This window comes from Alteromonas sp. AMM-1, assembly GCF_047290655.1.
Classification (GTDB): domain Bacteria; phylum Pseudomonadota; class Gammaproteobacteria; order Enterobacterales; family Alteromonadaceae; genus Alteromonas; species Alteromonas mangrovi.
This window is the reverse complement of sequence record NZ_JBLBUE010000001.1, coordinates 1-18,746: the sequence shown is the minus strand read 5'-3', so window position 1 is coordinate 18,746 and position 18,746 is coordinate 1. Positions and strand designations below refer to the sequence as shown.

Annotated in this window: 14 protein-coding genes; 8 read left to right on the top strand and 6 right to left on the bottom strand. The window is 50.1% G+C overall.

Features of this window, described 5'->3' with window-relative positions; translation table 11 throughout:
* Window positions 1-41 precede the first annotated feature (41 nt).
* Complete coding sequence (locus tag ACLR2L_RS00070; RefSeq protein ID WP_413364584.1) at window positions 42-659, bottom strand: FMN-binding negative transcriptional regulator; 618 nt, start codon at window positions 657-659, stop codon at window positions 42-44.
* Between the two features lie 218 nt (window positions 660-877).
* On the opposite strand from ACLR2L_RS00070, the gene recG reads away from it, so the two are divergent.
* From recG to ACLR2L_RS00030, 8 genes are all read left to right on the top strand, one after another.
* Window positions 878-2,959: an ATP-dependent DNA helicase RecG gene (gene recG / locus ACLR2L_RS00065; RefSeq protein WP_413364582.1), complete on the top strand. Its 2,082-nt coding sequence runs from the start codon at window positions 878-880 to the stop codon at window positions 2,957-2,959.
* Window positions 2,952-3,713 carry a class I SAM-dependent methyltransferase gene (locus ACLR2L_RS00060; RefSeq protein WP_413364580.1) on the top strand — a complete coding sequence of 254 codons (762 nt, stop codon included), beginning with the start codon at window positions 2,952-2,954 and terminating at the stop codon, window positions 3,711-3,713. The genes recG and ACLR2L_RS00060 overlap by 8 nt, the downstream gene beginning before the upstream one ends.
* An 84-nt stretch (window positions 3,714-3,797) precedes the next feature.
* Window positions 3,798-4,271, top strand: coding sequence for a peroxiredoxin (locus tag ACLR2L_RS00055; RefSeq protein ID WP_413364578.1), 474 nt, complete (start codon window positions 3,798-3,800; stop codon window positions 4,269-4,271).
* A gap of 237 nt (window positions 4,272-4,508) precedes the next feature.
* Window positions 4,509-6,107 carry a carboxylesterase/lipase family protein gene (locus tag ACLR2L_RS00050; RefSeq protein WP_413364576.1) on the top strand — a complete coding sequence of 533 codons (1,599 nt, stop codon included), beginning with the start codon at window positions 4,509-4,511 and terminating at the stop codon, window positions 6,105-6,107.
* Between the two features lie 327 nt (window positions 6,108-6,434).
* Entirely contained in the window at window positions 6,435-7,616 is a 1,182-nt protein-coding gene (locus tag ACLR2L_RS00045; RefSeq protein ID WP_413364574.1) for an NAD(P)/FAD-dependent oxidoreductase, read from the top strand.
* A 297-nt stretch (window positions 7,617-7,913) separates the two neighbouring features.
* A complete protein-coding gene (locus ACLR2L_RS00040) occupies window positions 7,914-9,182 on the top strand; it encodes a glycoside hydrolase family 2 TIM barrel-domain containing protein (protein ID WP_413364572.1) in 1,269 nt (422 codons plus the stop codon).
* Window positions 9,183-9,398: 216 nt separating this feature from the next.
* Window positions 9,399-11,042 (top strand): alpha-N-arabinofuranosidase, encoded by a 1,644-nt coding sequence (locus ACLR2L_RS00035; protein WP_413364570.1) that lies wholly within the window; start codon window positions 9,399-9,401, stop codon window positions 11,040-11,042.
* A gap of 156 nt (window positions 11,043-11,198) precedes the next feature.
* Window positions 11,199-12,326 carry an aldo/keto reductase gene (locus ACLR2L_RS00030; RefSeq protein WP_413364568.1) on the top strand — a complete coding sequence of 376 codons (1,128 nt, stop codon included), beginning with the start codon at window positions 11,199-11,201 and terminating at the stop codon, window positions 12,324-12,326.
* Between the two features lie 63 nt (window positions 12,327-12,389).
* On the opposite strand, the gene ACLR2L_RS00025 is transcribed toward ACLR2L_RS00030, so the two are convergent.
* The 5 genes from ACLR2L_RS00025 to uxuA form a co-directional block, all read right to left on the bottom strand.
* On the bottom strand, window positions 12,390-13,616 hold the full coding sequence (locus ACLR2L_RS00025) for an ABC transporter permease (protein ID WP_413364566.1): 1,227 nt from the start codon (window positions 13,614-13,616) through the stop codon (window positions 12,390-12,392).
* A gap of 10 nt (window positions 13,617-13,626) precedes the next feature.
* Window positions 13,627-14,940 carry an ABC transporter permease gene (locus ACLR2L_RS00020; protein WP_140958327.1) on the bottom strand — a complete coding sequence of 438 codons (1,314 nt, stop codon included), beginning with the start codon at window positions 14,938-14,940 and terminating at the stop codon, window positions 13,627-13,629.
* A gap of 18 nt (window positions 14,941-14,958) precedes the next feature.
* A complete protein-coding gene (locus ACLR2L_RS00015; protein ID WP_413364563.1) occupies window positions 14,959-15,660 on the bottom strand; it encodes an ABC transporter ATP-binding protein in 702 nt (233 codons plus the stop codon).
* Window positions 15,661-15,677: 17 nt separating this feature from the next.
* Window positions 15,678-16,961, bottom strand: coding sequence for an efflux RND transporter periplasmic adaptor subunit (locus ACLR2L_RS00010; RefSeq protein ID WP_413364561.1), 1,284 nt, complete (start codon window positions 16,959-16,961; stop codon window positions 15,678-15,680).
* A 127-nt stretch (window positions 16,962-17,088) separates the two neighbouring features.
* Window positions 17,089-18,264 carry a mannonate dehydratase gene (uxuA, locus tag ACLR2L_RS00005; RefSeq protein WP_413364559.1) on the bottom strand — a complete coding sequence of 392 codons (1,176 nt, stop codon included), beginning with the start codon at window positions 18,262-18,264 and terminating at the stop codon, window positions 17,089-17,091.
* Between the last annotated feature and the right edge of the window lie 482 nt (window positions 18,265-18,746).

The following is an 18,746-nucleotide window of genomic DNA, read 5'->3' as shown; positions in this document are numbered from 1 at the left end:
CCAAATCTAGAGAGCAAATCTTACCCGCTAAAACTCGCAAGCTAATCCTGAGGACAGGCAATGTTATTGCGCTGCATGTAATCCACTAAATCCAGCGCATCGTGACGACCCGTGTTGCGCAAACCGTTGTATACACCGGCTTTGTCATCTGCCGATTTGTGTTGCCCCAGTTTTCTCACCCCTTGAAGCGATGTCACTCTGAGCTGAATTCCCACAATACCGCGCAGCAGTTTTTGCTGATAATCCGCTTGGTCGGTACCAGCAGCCGGGCGGGCCATGGCGGGTTCAAATTTATCCATGATACGGTCTACTACATCCAGGGTTGCGGCATCATCCATTGCGTTAAGGTAGCCCTTGGCATGCACGGCAACATAATTCCAGGTAGGAACATTGGGTGCGCTGGCATACCAGGTTGGCGAAATATAGGCATGAGGGCCGGCGAACACGGCTAATGTTTCTGTGTTATTCAGCTGTTTCCAATGTGGGTTGGCACGCGCCACATGCCCTTCCAGCACTAAATCATCACCCTCCTGGCGCGCCAGCAATGGAATGTGGGTGGCCTGCAGATCCTGGCTTACCAGCACCGCAAAAGCATACTCATCAATAAACGCCAGTTGCTCGTGCTGTTCTTTAAACGCAAACGGGGCGGGCACAAACATCGGATATTCCTTTCATCAACCATGGAGCAATATATCACCATACCCACAAGTAAAACGCTACCTTCATACAGTACAGAAACGGCGCATTTGTTCGTATTGTGCCTGTGAATTAGCAGGTAATGAGGCGCTCACTGCAAACAGCGGGGATTCAGGCTCGCATTGCGCCTGGGCTTGAATTACACTGCTGTCTATAAATACAGGAAGGAATACTTATTATTATGCGAGCGGAAGAGTCGCTTGCCACGCTACCTATTACACAACTTAAAGGCGTGGGCGCAAAAGTCGCAGAAAAACTCGCGAAAATAGGCTTAAATACCGTGCAGGATGTGCTGTTTCATTTGCCATCCCGCTACGAGGATCGCACGCGCATTTACACCATCGGCGATTGCCGGCCATTTACTCACGTTAGCATTCTGGGTGAGGTAATGTCGGCCGATATCCAGTACGGCAAAAAACGCATGCTGGTGGTGAAGCTTAGCGATGGCACCGGCACCATTACCCTGCGTTTTTTTCACTTCGGGGCGTTGCAACGCAATATGATGACACCCGGCAATGAACTACGTTGCTTTGGTGAAATCCGTACCGGCAAATGGGGGCTGGAAATGATGCACCCGGAATTTAAACTCATCGAAGCCGATACCGAAGAACTGGAAGAAACCTTAACCCCGGTGTACCCAACCACCGAAGGCGTGAAACAACTTACTCTGCGCAACCTAACTGAACAGGCGCTGGCTATGCTGGATAAAGGTGCGCTCAATGACTTGTTACCCGACGGTATGTACAGCCAACAGGTGAGTTTGACCGAGGCATTAAAGCTTGTTCATCGTCCGCCACCCAGTGTCGCCGTAGAGCAACTGGAAGGCGGTAAGCATCCCGCGCAAATGCGTTTGATTCTGGAAGAGTTACTGGCTCAGCATTTAAGCGTGCTGAAAATTCGCCAGCAAAGCGACGCGCAACCCGGTATTGCTATCAACGTAGACAATGCCCTGATCAATAAACTGCTCGGCAACCTGCCGTTTTCACCTACCGGTGCACAGCAGCGGGTGGTAGCGGATATTCAACAGGATATGCGACAGCCACGGCCAATGATGCGTCTGGTGCAGGGCGATGTGGGGTCGGGTAAAACCCTGGTGGCCGCACTGGCCGCGCTGTCGGCAATTGGCGCGGGGTATCAGGTAGCCCTTATGGCGCCGACTGAGCTGTTGGCCGAGCAACACGCCAATAACTTCAGCCAATGGCTGGAGCCTCTGGGGATTCAGGTGGGCTGGCTGGCAGGTAAATTAAAAGGCAAAGCGCGCGAGCAAGTGCTGGAAAACCTCGCCAACGGCACGATTCAAATGCTGGTAGGCACCCATGCGATTTTTCAGGAGCAGGTAACGTATAGCCAACTGGCGCTGGTAATTGTTGACGAGCAGCATCGCTTTGGTGTGCATCAGCGACTGGCACTGCGCGAAAAAGGCGAAGCACAAGGGCGTTTTCCGCATCAGTTAATTATGACCGCTACCCCCATTCCCCGCACGCTGGCCATGACAGCTTACGCTGATTTGGATACCTCGGTGATTGATGAATTACCACCCGGGCGCACGCCGGTAAAAACCGTGGCCCTGCCTGATACCCGGCGCGGCGATGTGATTGAACGGGTACGGGAAGCCTGCGGCGAGCAAGGGCGTCAGGCGTACTGGGTGTGTACGCTGATTGATGAATCCGAAGTACTGCAGTGTCAGGCAGCAGAAGACACCGCTGTAATCCTTAAAACCGCCCTGCCCGACTTAAATGTTGGTTTGGTGCACGGCCGCTTAAAGGCCGCAGAAAAGTTAGCGGTAATGGATGCGTTTAAATCGGGTGAGCTGGATTTACTGGTAGCCACCACGGTAATTGAAGTAGGTGTGGATGTACCCAATGCCAGCCTGATGATCATTGAAAACCCTGAGCGCCTTGGGTTAGCCCAGTTACACCAGTTACGCGGGCGAGTAGGGCGCGGCGCGGTAGAAAGCCATTGTGTACTGATGTATCAAAGTCCATTATCGAAAACCGCTACCAAGCGATTGGCGGTATTGCGGGAGTCTAACGACGGTTTTTATATCGCGCAGCGGGATTTGGAGATTCGCGGCCCCGGAGAACTCATGGGCACCCGTCAAACCGGTATGGCCGAGTTAAAAATTGCCGATCTGGTGCGCGATGCCCAGCTCATACCGCAGGTACAGCACATTGCTGTGAAGTTGTGGCAGGAGTATCCAGCTCATGCGCAGGCCATCATTAATCGCTGGATTGGTCATAAGGAGCAATATGGTCATGCCTGATTTACCCTTTATTTTCGACAATCAAGCCGCGCCCAGTGCTACAGAAGAAGCCGTGCTTGCTATAGTGCAACAAGCAGGGATCACCGTTACACAGCACAGTGATGCACCATTGCAACTGCATATGGCAGACGACTGTCTGGTGCTAAACGACGCGAGTGATGCCAAAAGTGTTGGTGTAAAAGTAGATTTCTTGTCTGGCCAAAGCCAGTACCGGCGGGCGCATGGCGGGGGCAGTAAAGAGCCCATTGCAAAAGCCATTGGCATAAAGAATGGTCAGCACCTCAATGTGCTTGATGCCACGCCGGGCCTCGGCCGTGATGCGATCGTGCTGGCGGCGTTAGGTGCAAATGTCACCCTGGTTGAACGCTCGGCGGTGGTATACGCCTTGTTGGCCGATGGCCTGCGTAGACTGGCACTTCAGGAACCCGCATTGGCATCCCGTTTTCAATTGGTTCACGCCAATAGCGCCGAATACATGCAAACTCAACCCAAGGGGAGTGTGGATGCGGTATATCTGGACCCGATGTTTCCGCATCGGAAAAAATCGGCGTTAGTGAAAAAAGAAATGCGTGTTTTTCAGGAATTACTGGGTCCGGACGCCGATGCAGACGCACTGCTACCCGCTGCTCAGGCCATTGCGTTAAAGCGTGTGGTGGTAAAGCGCCCCAACAGCGCTCCATTTTTGGCGCAAACCAAACCTTCCATGGCCATTAGCAGCAAAAAACATCGGTTTGATGTATATATCAATGTTTAACTATGCTGTTATAGTATTTAGAACAATTTATGGCCGTTGCTGCAACGGCGTTGCCACTATAACTCTATTACTTGGGAGACAAGCATGATTGAAGTGGGAAGTACTTTACCTGAAGTGTCGTTTGGATTCATAAAAGATGGAAAAATGACCGATGCCCGTACCAACGAAGTTTTCGGCGGAAAACGCGTTGTGTTGTTTGCCGTACCGGGTGCGTTTACACCAACTTGTTCCCAGGCGCATTTACCTGGCTATGTGGCATTAGCTGATAAAATTAAAGCCAAAGGTGTAGATACCATTGTGTGCCTGAGTGTAAACGATGCCTACGTAATGGACGCCTGGGGCAAAGCCTCCAATGCCGAAGAAATTTTAATGCTGGCCGACGGCAATGCCTTTTTCACCAAAAGCGTTGGCATGGATATGAATACCAGTGATTTTGGTGGTACCCGTTCAGTGCGTTACTCTATGCTGGTGGAAGACGGCGAAGTGGTGAAGATTTTTGTTGAAGATCCGGGTCGCTTTGAAGTGAGCGATGCTGAAACCATGCTGAAGAACCTGTAACACATCTCTTATACTAAGAAGGCAACTGCCTTCTTAGTTTTTCCCTCCTGCGGTTATCCTTTTCTTCGCCTTGAAGCATTCCCATCGCCGATATGTATTTGTTCCTCGCATGGGGCGCATTACAAAAAACAACGTATCTTCAGTGTTTTGTGTATTCCGTTTTGTGCGTATTTGTGTCAGTTTAAAAATGTTAACTCACATAACAAATATAAACGTTGCCATAAAAAAGGAATCACTATGAAACTTCAGGTATCAGGGCGGAAACTCGTTTTGGGATGTGTCATGGCGCTGTCGTTAAGCGGCTGTGGCGAAAAAGCCGATCCGGCACAGGTAACCGTAAGCGGCGGCACAGTGCAAGGCGTAAAATCCGATCAGGTTATCGCATTTAAAGGGATTCCTTTTGCAGCGCCGCCGGTGGGTGACTTGCGCTGGCGGGCCCCTCAAGCAGTACAGCCATGGCAAGGTGTACTGGATGCCAGTGACTATGGCAACGACTGTATGCAGTTACCTTTCCCTAGCGATGCTGCTCCGTTGGGCAAAACCCCGGCTGAAGATTGTTTATACGTAAACGTGTGGAAACCTGCCAATGCCACTGAAAAAACGCCAGTACTGGTTTGGATTTACGGCGGTGGTTACGTAAATGGTGGTGCATCACCAGCGGTGTATAACGGTGAGCACTTTGCCGAAAACGGCGTCATTTTTGTGAGCTTTAACTACCGGCTGGGTCGATTTGGCTTCTTTGCGCATCCAGCGCTCACCGAGGAAGCAAACGCCAATAACGAGCCCACGGCTAACTTTGCCGTGATGGATCAGGTTACTGCGCTTCACTGGGTAAGAAATAATATTGCTGCCTTCGGAGGCGACCCTTCAAACGTAACCATTATGGGTGAATCTGCCGGTGGCGATTCGGTGTTAACCTTGATGCAAACTGCACCAGCTAAAGGATTGTTCCAGCGCGCTGTGATCATGTCGGGTGGCGGTCGCTCGTTAACGCAGCGCAGAGTGCTCAGCAAAGCAGACGCGGGTGAGCAATCGGCTGAAGCCATTGGTGAAAACTTTGCCGAGGCCAAAGGCATCAGCACGTCAGGCGCTGAAGCACTGGCGGCATTGCGTGAGTTAAGTGGCGAGAGCGTAGTAGACGGCTATAACCTGGCAAGCATGTTTGCACCACCTGCGGGCGGAAAAACCACTTACGTGGGAGGCCCGGTACAAGACAGCGAACTGATCACAGGTAGTATCCAAACGGCACTGGAAAATGCCACGGTTGCCGACGTAGATGTGATGGTAGGGGCAACCAGTATGGACATTGGCTTTAACGCATTCCCCGACAAAGCCAGTTTATTTGCCTCTTACGGTGAGTTTGCCCAAGCCGCCGAAGCTGCTTACGACCCAACGGGTGACGCGCCTCTGCAATTGGTAGGTTATATGGCCGGGCAGGATCGCATGATGCAGGAGCCAGCCAGATTTGTTGCTACCAATATGACCAAGCTAGGCCACCAGGCCTATTACTACCGTTTTGGTTACGTGGCGGAATCCCTGAGTAACGAACCCGGTGCCGCGCACGCGTCTGATATCCCGTTTTTCTTTCAAACCGTGGATGCAAAATACGGTTCGGCACTCACCCCTAAAGACGCTACTACGTCATACATGATCCACCAGTACGTAGCTAACTTTGCTAAAACGGGGAATCCAAATGGCGAGGGTTTGGCTACCTGGCAAGCCTTTGAGCCGGCTACGTCCAATATGATGGACTTTAACCGCGCAGGCGAGGGTAGCCATGGCGTTGACCCATGGAAAGCGCGTTTGGATGTGGTGGCACAAGCGGCAAGCCGCTAGCTGAAGCATACCCTATTTACCTGAACTGACTTATACCAATTCTTATAGAAGTTTGCCCTCTCAGAGTGAGTCAAAACGACTTAGATCACGACGCGCACTCCGAGGCATAGTCATTCTATGTCCGGAGGGCGCAACACAGATGTAAGTCGTTTTGGCCACTCCCTACGGGCAACACTGGCAGGCTTTTTAGCGTTGTTACGCTTGCTTGATTTGGCACCACCAAACCTGTGCAACCAAGCCTAGCTAAAAAACCTGCCAGTGTTGCTGAGTGGGTAAACTTCTATAAGAATTGGTATTATACTACGCTCCTTGCAAGAGGAGCGTGTAGTGAAACAGTTCGATGTGGTAGTGATTGGTGCCGGTGCGGCAGGGTTATTCTGTGCGGCACAGGCAGGCAAACGGGGCCGAAAGGTACTGGTGCTGGACCACGCCAAAAAAATAGGCCGCAAAATTCTGATGTCTGGCGGCGGTCGGTGTAACTTCACCAACATGTACGCCAGTGCCGAAAACTACCTGTGTAATAACCCTCACTTTTGTAAGTCTGCATTAAGCCGCTACACTCAATGGGATTTTATTGGGCTGGTGGCGGAATACGGCATCCCCTATCACGAAAAGACCTTAGGCCAGCTGTTCTGCGATAACTCAGCATCGGACATTGTGGATATGCTGGTAAAGGAATGCAGCAAGGCCGGTGTAACCATTACCACGCACTGCGAAATTGGTGCTGTAGCAAAAGCCGATGAAGGCTTCACACTAACAACCACACAAGGCGATTACCAATGTGAGTCTTTGGTTATTGCAACCGGTGGCCTGAGCTTACCGAAATTGGGTGCCACACCGTTTGGTTATCAGATTGCAGAGCAGTTTGGTTTAAAGGTGTTGCCTACCCGCGCAGGCTTGGTGCCTTTTACGCTGCACGAGCACGAAAAAAACCTGTTATCCCAATTAAGTGGTATCGCCATCGACACCTACGCCAGCTGTAACAATACCACGTTCAAAGAAGCGACTCTATTTACCCACCGGGGCTTAAGCGGCCCGGCCATGCTACAGATTTCCAGCTACTGGCATCCCGGTGACACCTTGCACCTGAATGCCGCGCCGGGTGTGGACATTAGCGAGGACCTGGCCGAATCACAATTAAAGAACCCTGATTCTTTATTAACAACCTGGCTGGCAAAACACTATCCAAAACGCGTGGCTACCACCTTGTGTGAATTGAATGGCTGGGAAAACAAACCGCTGAAACAACTCAACAGCAAAGACATAGCACACATTGCAACCCAACTCACCGACTGGCAAATAAAACCAAACGGTACAGAAGGTTACCGCACAGCAGAGGTCACGCTAGGCGGCGTAGATACCGATGAACTATCGTCTAAAACCATGATGAGCAAGAAAGTAGAACAACTGTTCTTTATAGGCGAAGTGGTAGACGTCACCGGCTGGCTCGGCGGCTACAACTTCCAGTGGGCCTGGAGCAGCGGCTGGGCCGCTGCTCAGTATGTTTGATTGACTATTAAACAACATCACCCTTTGCAATGGTTTGCGTAAATTTGGTGAGAATCCATTACGCAGCTCATGATTTTTCTTTTAGCTAAATCAAAGTTGAGTTTGATTATTTCAAATAAATGTTAAAAAAACTGTTGAGTAAAATGTAAACAAAACAGTATAGTAGGTGCATGGAAGCGCGTACATTCACTGGTGATACAGTGTGTAAAAAGGCGCTCACAGGTTTTGCAGCAAATACATGGACAGTGGGGGAGAGCAATCATCGCTACAATAAGGACGCTGCTACTCATTCTTTTAATGCAATGCATTGCATTATCTTCGGCCCGGGCAAATACCTCTAGCCCGGCGTTATTATCTCCAGTTAAATCAGAGCTTATTGCAACCAACAATGGCTATGTGATTCATCGCGACGGTAAGCCTTATTTTATCAAAGGGGCTGGCGGCAGAAGTAATCTGGCATTACTTGCGCAAAGCGGCGGGAACTCTATTCGCACCTGGGGTACAGACAACGCCAAGGCGGTATTAGATGAGGCGCATAAACACGGCTTAACCGTGATGCTGGGTTTGCGTATTGGTCATGAACGTCACGGTTTCGACTACAACGACGAAGACGCGGTGGCAAAGCAAAAAGCCTGGGTGAAAACGCAAATTCTGGCGTTTAAGGATCATCCTGCATTGTTGGCGTGGGGAATTGGCAACGAAGTCGATTTGTTCTACACCAACACCAAGGTGTGGTTTGCGGTACAAGACATCGCAGCCATGATCAAAGCACTGGACCCGAATCATTTAATCACCACGGTTACCGCCGGGATGGATAAAACCAAGCTCGATCTTATTCTGGAGCGGGTACCTGATATTGATTATCTGAGTATTAATATTTACGGCGGTTTGGAAACCTTGCCCAAAGCGTTACTGGATATGGGATATAGTGGCCCGTATGTGGTAACAGAATGGGGGCCAACGGGCCATTGGCAGGTACCAAAAACCGATTGGGATGTACCTATTGAACAAACCAGTACTCAAAAAGCTCAGTCTTATCGGGAGCGTTATGCCGCCGGTGTGTTAGCCGCGCCGGGAAGAGCATTAGGTTCTTATGCTTTCCTGTGGGGGCAGAAGCAGGAAACCACGCCAACCTGGTACGGTGTATTTACCGAAGCGGGTTACCCCAATGAAGTGGTCGATGCGCTGCATTATAACTGGCAGGGTACGTGGCCTTCGGTGAGAGCGCCTTATATCAAATCGTTTACGTTGAATGGTAAGGTGGCCATGAACAATATTCATGTAAAACCCGGTGAGCCGCTGCATGTGAATCTGGCGGTGGGCGAGTATCAGGCCGACGGTTACACTATTCGTTGGGAAGTGTTACCGGAGAGCACCGATATTAAAGCTGGCGGCGATCCGGAATCCCGTCCACAGCCTCTACAAGGGCTGGTAGTAAGAGATAATCACACCGGAAATATGACGCTCAATGCACCGCAAAAGCCCGGAGGCTATCGCTTGTTCGCCTACGTTCTGGGTAGCAGTGGCAAAGTGGCTAATGCGAATATTCCGTTCTACGTGGATTAGTCTTGCTGATTCGCTTTCCTCAGCTCACATAGATGTTCATCACTGACTTTATGCTTATTTGATCACAACAAGTTATAGCCTGTGGCTATGCTTTGTCGAAAATTCCCTATTTTACTTTATTGAAACGCTTTATTAACGTCTGCTTGAACATTAATCACACTCAAATCACAGGGTGAATACCTTGCCGAGAGCGCGTTAGTAGAGAAGGAATAGGGTATGGGGTTAGGTAAAAGCAGCCTGCCAAATCAAAAATCAATCGCAATTCTGTTATTTAATCTTGCCTGCTTGTGCTGGGCGTGTGTTGTGCAGGCCAATACGCAACTTGACATTCTCTCGGATACTACGGGTCCTGTTATAAATCGAGATATTTTTGGTCAGTTTTCAGAGCATATTGGTGAAGGAATATATGGCGGTATTTGGGTAGGTCGTGACTCATCAATTGCCAATGTAAATGGTATCCGTTCTGACGTAGTGAATGCACTGCGGGAATTAAATGTTCCGGTATTGCGTTGGCCTGGCGGGTGTTTTGCCGACCAGTATCATTGGCGCGATGGGATTGGCGCTGCTTCTGAACGTGTTTCAAGAATTAACGGATGGGGCAATGTAATAGAAACTAATCAGTTTGGTTCTGACGAATTTATGGAATTGGCTAAACAGATTGGTAGCGAGGCATATATCTCTGTAAATGTTGGTTCAGGCTCGGTAGCGGAAGCAGCGGACTGGCTTGAATATCTAACCGCTGATATACCAACAACATTAGTGAATGCCAGGGAGAAAAATGGTCATCCCGAACCCTATCGGGTAAAATATCTTGGATTGGGAAACGAAGCCTGGGGGTGCGGCGGTGCAATGTCTGCAGAGGAGTATTTCGCCCGGCTGAAACCTTACAGTGTTCTGGCACTGAACCATCATCCTCAACAACGATTTTCCGGGATAGATTTGTTGTTTAATCATAGCGCTCAGAATCCCGATGCCATGATCCGTGTAGCTGCTGGTCCTAATGATAACGATGTGGCTTTTACCGAATCACTCATGCGTGCCTGGGCCGCTGCACCGGGTTACTTACCCGTGTTTGATGCGATGTCACTTCATCATTACACCATGAGTCGTGGCCCGATGTCTGATTCTTCCATCGATTTTTCAGTTTCCGAGTACCTGAAATTCATGCACATGGCCTACCAAATGGACGATATTCTTCAGCGCCATATCGACATTATGGACAAATACGATCCGAAGAAGCAAGTTGCCCTGGTAGTTGATGAGTGGGGTAACTGGCTAAAACCCGAACTATCAGAAAATCCCATGTTTTTAAAACAACAGAACAGCCTGAGGGATGCGCTCACTGCGGCAATAACCCTGAATACGTTTATGCGCAAAGCAGACAGGGTGAAGATGGCAAATATTGCCCAAATGGTGAATGTGATCCAATCGATGATTCTTACCCGTGGTAAAGAGATGGTGCTAACACCCACGTATTACCTTTATAAGATGTACAAGCCTTTTCAGGGGGCAACCCTGATCCCGCTCGCTCCGCAAACAGAATCGTTTTCGATGGAGGGCGTTACATTGCCTCGAATTGATACTGTGTTGGCAAGAGATACAGAAGACAATTTGTGGTTGTCTGTGGTGAATCTGCACCCACATGCATCTACCGCTATTACCTTGCCTGAAACCTTGTTGGTTACTCAGGCTAAGGGGTATGTACTAACGGCAGACAACGTTAATGCCATCAATACATTCAATGATTCCAATCAGGTTGTAATGGCGCCAGTCCAGTTTTCAGCGGCCAATGAAGAAGCTTTGCTGCTGACCTTGCCAGCGAAATCGGTTTCGGTGTTCAAATTAGTGACGGGCAGGTAGTTAAATATTGAATAAAAGCATGCGTGATTAATAAATTTCATTCATAAACTCATGGTGTTTTATTCACTACTGCTTGCTGCGTACGCCCCGTAATATGGAGTAACAACACTATTTGTTAGCTGCTCAGCAGTAACTACTCATGCGGGGAGAACGTAAATGGAAAACAAACCCAACACGGTACCTGAGAGAAGACAGTTTATCCGCAATATTGCTATTGCGGGTACGGGTATCGCAGCGTCGCTTGCCAGTGCATCTGCCGTTGCAGGCTATCAGTCGGCACCGGGTTGTTCCACTGCCGTGGTAGGCAACAACACCCGTAAGCTTGGCGAGTTAACGGTATCGCCAATTGGTCTGGGTTGCATGAGTATGTCCAGCGGCAGTTATAACCCGCCGCGTAGTGCAAAAGACATGGTGCCGGTGATTCGCGGAGCAGTAGAGCGTGGCGTAACATTTTTTGATACCGCCGAAGTGTATGGCCCATTTACTAATGAAGAGATCGTTGGTGAAGCACTGCAACCGGTGAGAAATGACGTGGTGCTCGCCAGTAAATTCGGCTTTAAGTTTGAAAACGGCCAGCGGGCAGGGCGTGACTCGCGTCCTGACGCTATTCGCACCGCAGTAGAAGGTATGTTGAAGCGCCTTCGCACAGACCGCATTGATTTATTGTACCTCCACCGAGTCGACCCGAATGTGCCGGTGAAAGAGGTTGCTGGTGCGGTAGGGGAATTAATTAAAGAAGGTAAAGCCCGCTATTTTGGACTGTCGGAAGTGTCGCCAACCACATTGCGCAAGGCCCATGCAGAGTATCCGGTTACCGCGGTTCAAAGTGAATATTCCATTATGGAACGCTCAGTGGAGAATCAGGTGCTGGCAACTTGTGAAGAACTGGGGATTGGGTTTGTGCCATGGGGTTCGGTGTGCCGGGGCTTCTTAGCCGATAAATTCGACGAGTACAGCCGTTTCAGTGAGCCATCGCGCTTCGTATCAGTGCCGTATTTCACGCCGGAGGCCATTGAAAAGAACATGGCAATACTCAATCTGGTGCGAGAGTGGGGGGCAGAACGAGGTATGTCGCCTGTGCAGTTTGCCATTGCCTGGTTGTTGTCGGTAAAGCCCTTTATTGTGCCTATCCCAGGCACCACAAAATTGCATCATCTGGAGGAGGATATAGGGGCAATTCACACGCGGTTTTCAGACAGTGAAATGACCAAGTTCCGCAAGCAATTTGAACAATTGGACTTAATGGGATTCCGCGCAAAATATGCGGCGTTAACCGACAAGTAGAGCAGGTTAAACAAACAGCCAACAAGCGTTGGCTGTTTACGTTCACCAAATGAGTAAAGCTATTTACACCGTGCGTGTGGCAATAGCGGGTGGTGTGGCTGCGGCTTTTAGCGCAGGCCCCAGTACCGCTAACTGACCCACTACAAATAGCACCGCCATGCCCGCCGGAATGTAATACCAATCCAGTGCCGTCATCGCAAACCATTCAATCAGCAGCATATTTAAACCAATTGTCATTGCTACACCCAACAGAATGCCGGTGGTACTGATGATCACATTTTCCAGCATAAAGTAGCGCACGATGGCCTGTTTGCTCGCTCCCAGTGCTCGACGGGTACCAATTTGCTTGCGGCGGCGGTTAACATTAAAGCTGGTTAAACCCACAATCCCCATAGCGGTGATAAGCGTTAGCAGCACCATTACGGTAGACAGGATTTTAATCATGGCACTGTGCTGACGATAGCTTTGCTCACGGGTTTGGGTAACCGTAGTCACATTGCGAATAAGGCGATTCCCGTAGGCATTAGCCAAGGTGTTTTCCAGCTCTGCCATTAAACGGTCGCGTTGGCCTGGTTCGGTGCGAATAAAGTAACGGGTAGACTCAGTTACCATTTTTTCTGGCGACAGCATGGCGTTTTCCAATTCGCTCCAGCCTATCCAGGGCGCTTGCAGCTTATCTACAATGCCGGTAACAATAACAGGCTCATCCTCACCAATGTAAACGGTTTTGCCTACTACGCTTTGCCATGGAATGTCGGGAAACAACTTTTCTGCCAGCGCCCTGGTGATCATGGCTGTATCCGGCCAGTCTGGTTGATTGCGTTCCCGCCAGCGTATATCGGTAGACGCAAAGTTGCCGCCAGCAACCACCTCTAAATCAAGGGCGTCGATACCGTGGGTGTCTACAAAATAGACGGCGGTGCTCACATCGTCCTGATCATCTCCTGGCTCGGTAGTGAGGCTCATCGACCAGCCCCCGCCGCTGATGGGAATAGCATTAATCTGAATGGCATCCACTACCCCAGGTGTATTGCGGATCACATCCAGATCCTGATCAATAATGCGTTTGGGTTCAAAGTCTTTGCCAAAGCCGGTGCTGGTTAAGTAAAAGCTGTTGGCTTCATCAATACCGCTTTCGCGCTGCATTAATCCCTGACGCTCCACAATAATAAATATCGCGTTCACCACTATGGTCATGGTTAATGCGATTTGCAGCGCGATTAACACGGCCCCCACTTTGTTGCGCAGTAGCGCGCGGCAAATAGGGCCAAACTCTAAATTGGTTTTCATCACGGGCTCCTTATTGGGTCTTCAACTGGCTGGCAGGCGGTATGCTGCACACGCGCCAGGCGGGGTAACATCCGGCAAGCACACTGGCCGCAATGGATATACCAAACGACAGCACCACCATCGTGGTATCCAGGTGCACTAATTCGCTGATGAAGTCGCCGTACAAGGATTCAATGGCTTCCAGCCCCAAGGACGCCAGTGCTAAGCCGAATACGCCACCGATTAAACCGATCAACGCAGTTTCGGTAATGTACTGTGCGAAAATCGCGCTTTTGGTAGCGCCAATCGCTCGGCGTAAGGCCACGTCAGCATTGCGGGTGGCGAACTTGGAGAGCAACAAACCAACGGTATTGAGAATGCAAACAAACAAAAACAGGAAGGCCATGTACATCATGATTTGCGCGTCGTCGGCCACCACTTCTTCGGTTTCCATCCAGGTCATCACGTCAGATAAACGGTTGTTGTGAGGGCGTGGGAAACGGCCTAACGCTTTTTGCTCGTCTACATACGCGTTGAGGAAGGTCATGTAAGCGTCGCGGTCGGCATCGGTGGGTAACTCAACCCACATCTGATAGTTAACACATTCCGACATCAGGAAGGCTTCAAACCCTTCGCCTTCAGGGGACTTCCAGCAGTTGGTATTACCGCCATTCGACAGCTGCATTACCTGCTTCATGTAAAACGGAATAAACACCTCTTCGGTTTCGCTGAACGCGCCGGTGGTAACATCATAGAAGCGCGGTACCAGCACCCATTCGTCAAGCACGCCTACCACGGTAAAAATTTCACCCGCGATAGTAAGGGGTTTACCCACGGAGTTCTCACCACCGAATACGCGGTCGTTGGTTTCTTTGCTGATCACGGCTACTTGTTTGCGTGCAACATCATCGCTGTACTGCCAGCCGCTACCGTATAGAAACGGTGCATTGAACATGGGGAAAAAGTCAGCAAAGTTCAGGCGTAAGCTGGCCATAAAGGGTTTTACATTCGGATCATCCGGCTGCACTACGCCGCCTGTACTGGCCATCGCCGACTGACGATATGCCTGTTGTGCCTGCATCAGGTTGGTGGCGTCGGTCCAGGTTAACTGGTCGGGCGGCTCGTTGGGCTCCCGGGCAGCAAAGTGCGGGCTCCAGCTATCCAGCTGGACGTAATAAAGCTGGTCGCTTTTTTCCGGGATAGGGTTTGCCGACATCAGGTAATTTACCGTGATGGTGGTCATGCAGGCTCCGATACCGAGCGCAATGGCCAGCATCATTAACCCGCTGAGCCAGGGCGTGCGCTTAATGCTCTTACTGGCCAGTTTTAAATAGTAATAAAACATAATGGTGTCCTGAGCTGGCTATTGGTTGCTGGCCAGTGCCATGGGCACCAGGGTTTCGTGTTCGCTTATTTGTCCGTCGCGAACAAATACATTTTTGCCGGTTTGCATAGCCAGTTCCGGATCGTGGGTGACCATCACAATGGTAGTGCCCTGCTGGTTAATTTCCTGCAATAAGGCCATCACGCTTTTTGCCATTTGGCTGTCCAGATTCCCGGTAGGTTCGTCAGCCAGTAAAAAACGCGGCTCACCGGCTAACGCGCGGGCTATGGCGACGCGCTGTTGTTGTCCGCCCGAGAGTTGCGCGGGTAAATGCTTCATACGGTTGGCTAAGCCTACACGTTCCAGGCTTTGAGTAATGCGCTTGTGGCGCTCTTGTTTGTTAAAGCCGCGATAGCGCAAAGGCACATCTACGTTGTCGTAAAGGTTCAAGTCCGGGATCAGGTTGAAACTTTGAAAGATAAAGCCGATTTTTTCGTTGCGAAGCTGGCTGCGCTGACGATCAGACAGGTTACTTACGTCAGTTCCGTCCAGCAGGTATTGGCCACTTGTGTAGGTTTCCAGTAGACCCGCAATGTTCAAAAAGGTGGTTTTGCCTGAGCCAGACGGGCCGGTTACTGACACAAAGTCACCTTCGTCTATGGTGAGATTAAAGTCGCGCAGTGCAGTGGTTTCCACTAAATCGGTGCGAAAAACCTTGTTGATATTGTTCATTGATAGCATGTTGGTTCCCTGTCGTTTTATTGTGTAATCAGAACGGTTTCGGCGTTGTTGAACTGCGCAATGCCCGAAACAATAATGGTGTCGTGCTCACTAAGGCCCGAGGTAATTTCAACCGCAGCCAGGCTCCTGGCACCGGTGGCGATAGGGGTGCGATAGGCGATGTTGTCGCGCACCACATAGGCAACCCGGCCACCGCCGTTATCCAGAAACTGACCGCGTTGTACCATCAGCACATTGGATTTGTTTTCCATCAGAATACGGGTGGTGAGTCGTTGGTTTTGGCGCAGGCCAACCGGCGAGGCATCGCTGCCGTCGGCGGTAAAGCGCACGCGACCGGTTACCTGATTGTTTTCAATTTCAGGGGAAATGGTAACCAGCTTGGCCGGATACATCTGGCCGTTAACGTTCACCTGAGCCTGCATGCCAAGGGCTAAATCATCGGCGTAGCTTTCCGGAATGCCGACTTCCAGTTCAAATTCACTCAGGTCTACCACGCTTAAAATGGCTTGGTTTTTGGCAACCTGATTTTTCTGTTCAACGGCAAGATTCCCTACAATCCCATTCACTGGCGAGCGCAATTCAAGCGAGTCTACCTGACGCTGCAATTCGGCAACTTTGAGTTCCTGGCGGGTAAGCTGATGCTCTTTACTTTTAATTTCAAACAGCAGGCTTTCTTTGTTGAGTTCGGCATCGCTCATAGCGTGCTGGTGGACTAGCTCGGCATTGCGCAGGTCGTCCTGGGCCTTTTCAAAGTCGATATTGCTGATGGTTTTGGTTTCATAAGCTTTGTCGGCCCGGCGCTTTTCCCGCGATGCAGCAGTAAGGGTAATGTTGGCAAGATCCACGGCTTTCTGGTCGTCGAGCATGGCTTTCTTGGCCTGGATACGTTGGCGCGACAAGGCAGTGTGTAACTCTTCAAGCGCGGCGTTTTCTTGTTCCAACTGATTGGTTAAATCGGGGCTGTCGATGGTAGCCAGTACCTGACCTTTGGCTACTTCATCACCGGCTTCAACGGTAAAGGTAATGGTGCCCTGAGCGGGGCTGTATAGGCGAGGACTTACCGCCGCCACCACGCGACCTTCGATAGACAGGTCGCGCACCAGATCGCCATAAGCCACACTGGCGAGTCGCAGACGGGCAGCGGAAACTGACGCGTCTGATGCCTGCCAGCTTGACACTGCCGGTACCACGTAAAACAGCAACAAGCCTACGGCAGCTGCGCCAGCCAATGCGTACCACTTAAGTGGCCGGGATTTTTTTTGAATGATGGTGTCCTGACCGCTGGTATCGGCGATGTTCATGAACAGGTTTCCTTTTCAAGGTTGAATACCTGCTAAGTCGAGGACAAATCCGGAATAGTTTAAATGGGGAAATAAAAAATAAGGACAGGGCCGATAGCGTTGCGCTAATGAGGCCCTGCTTTGTTTGCTAGTTTGTGGCGCGCAGGCGCTCCAGCACGTGAATGACACCGCGTAACTCCGCCAGCGATTTCATTCTGCCAGCATAAGAATAGCCTGGGCGTACGCCGGGCTTATTCATTTCTTCATCCATTAAATGGCCGTGGTCCGGGCGCATGGGAATACTATTGCGCTTACCCCGGTTAGTTTCCTCGTCCAACAGGGCGTTGATCAGGCCAATCATGTCGTTGTCGCCATCGAGGTGGTCTGATTCGTAAAACGAACCATCGGGCTCGCGCTTCACATTACGCAAATGCACAAAGAAAATACTGGGGCCAAATGCGCGTACCATATCAACCAGGTCGTTGTCAGCCCGTGCACCAAACGATCCCGCACATAAGGTTAAGCCATTGGCAGGGCTTTTTACGGCTTCAAGAATGGCTCTGGCGTCGCTGGCAGTCGACACCACACGAGGCAAGCCAAATAGCGAAAACGGTGGATCATCAGGATGAATGCACATTTTCACACCGGCTTCTTCTGCTACAGGAATAATCGCTTTCAGAAAGGCGAACAGATGCTGACGGTAGCCTTCGGTACCCAGTGCAATAAACTGAGCAATGGCTTTGCGAATGCCCTCGCGGTCATAAGAGCCTTCACCGCCTGGTAAGCCTGCAATGATATTCTTCTCTAGCAATTCGCGTTCGGTGGGCGACAGCGCTTCAAAGCGCGCTTTGGCAGTATCCAGCTGGGTTTGATTGTAGTCTTGCGCTGCGTTGTCGCGTTGCAGCATAAACACGTCGTAGGCAATAAAGTCGGTCATTTCAAAACGCAGCGCCTGAGAGGCATTGGGTAACTGATAACTCAGATTAGTGCGTGTCCAGTCCACCACCGGCATAAAGTTGTAGCAAACGGTATCAATGCCGGCTTTGCCTAAGTTGCGCAGGGTTTGTTGATAATTGTCGATGTGTCGAAGGTAGTCGCCCGTGCGGGTTTTAATATCGTTATGCAAAGGTACGCTTTCTACTACAGACCAATTCATGCCAGCCGCTTCAATTTCAGCTTTACGCGACTGAATCAAATCCAGCGGCCAGACTTCGCCGGTAGGGATTTCATGTAACGACGTAACGATCCCGGTTGCGCCGGCTTGCCGGATTTGCCGTAAAGTAATGGTGTCGGTGGGTCCGAACCAGCGCCATGTTTCCTGCATAATAATCACCTGGTGAGTTTTTGGTATAGTGGTCAGTCCAAAATGCTTGCATATAACAATGCTGCGATCAACATATTTACGTTTTTATCTTAAAAAATGGTTCAAAACTTAACTATTTCATATTTAGATAGGTGCTATCTAAATATTGGAGATATCATTATTCAATTGTTTTTGTTGGTTTTTTATTTATTTTTTCACATATCGTAGCTGTTCACTTTAAAAAGTTGTTAACAGAACGTTGAACCAATTTTTTATTTCCGTATATTGGCCTTACCAAATTGCTGCTGGTAAAGCCAGTTGCTCAATATTCCAGTTTAAGCGTACTGAGTGAGACAACACCTACGGCGTTTTTCAAGGTAGTTGTCGCCTGAGCTGTTAAGCTGCTTCTTTTTTACTTTCGGGATTTAGCTCTACGCTTCCGATCTTATCCCAATTTCTGGTCTCACCAGACCAACGATTCGGATTCTTCACTTTCGCCTTGG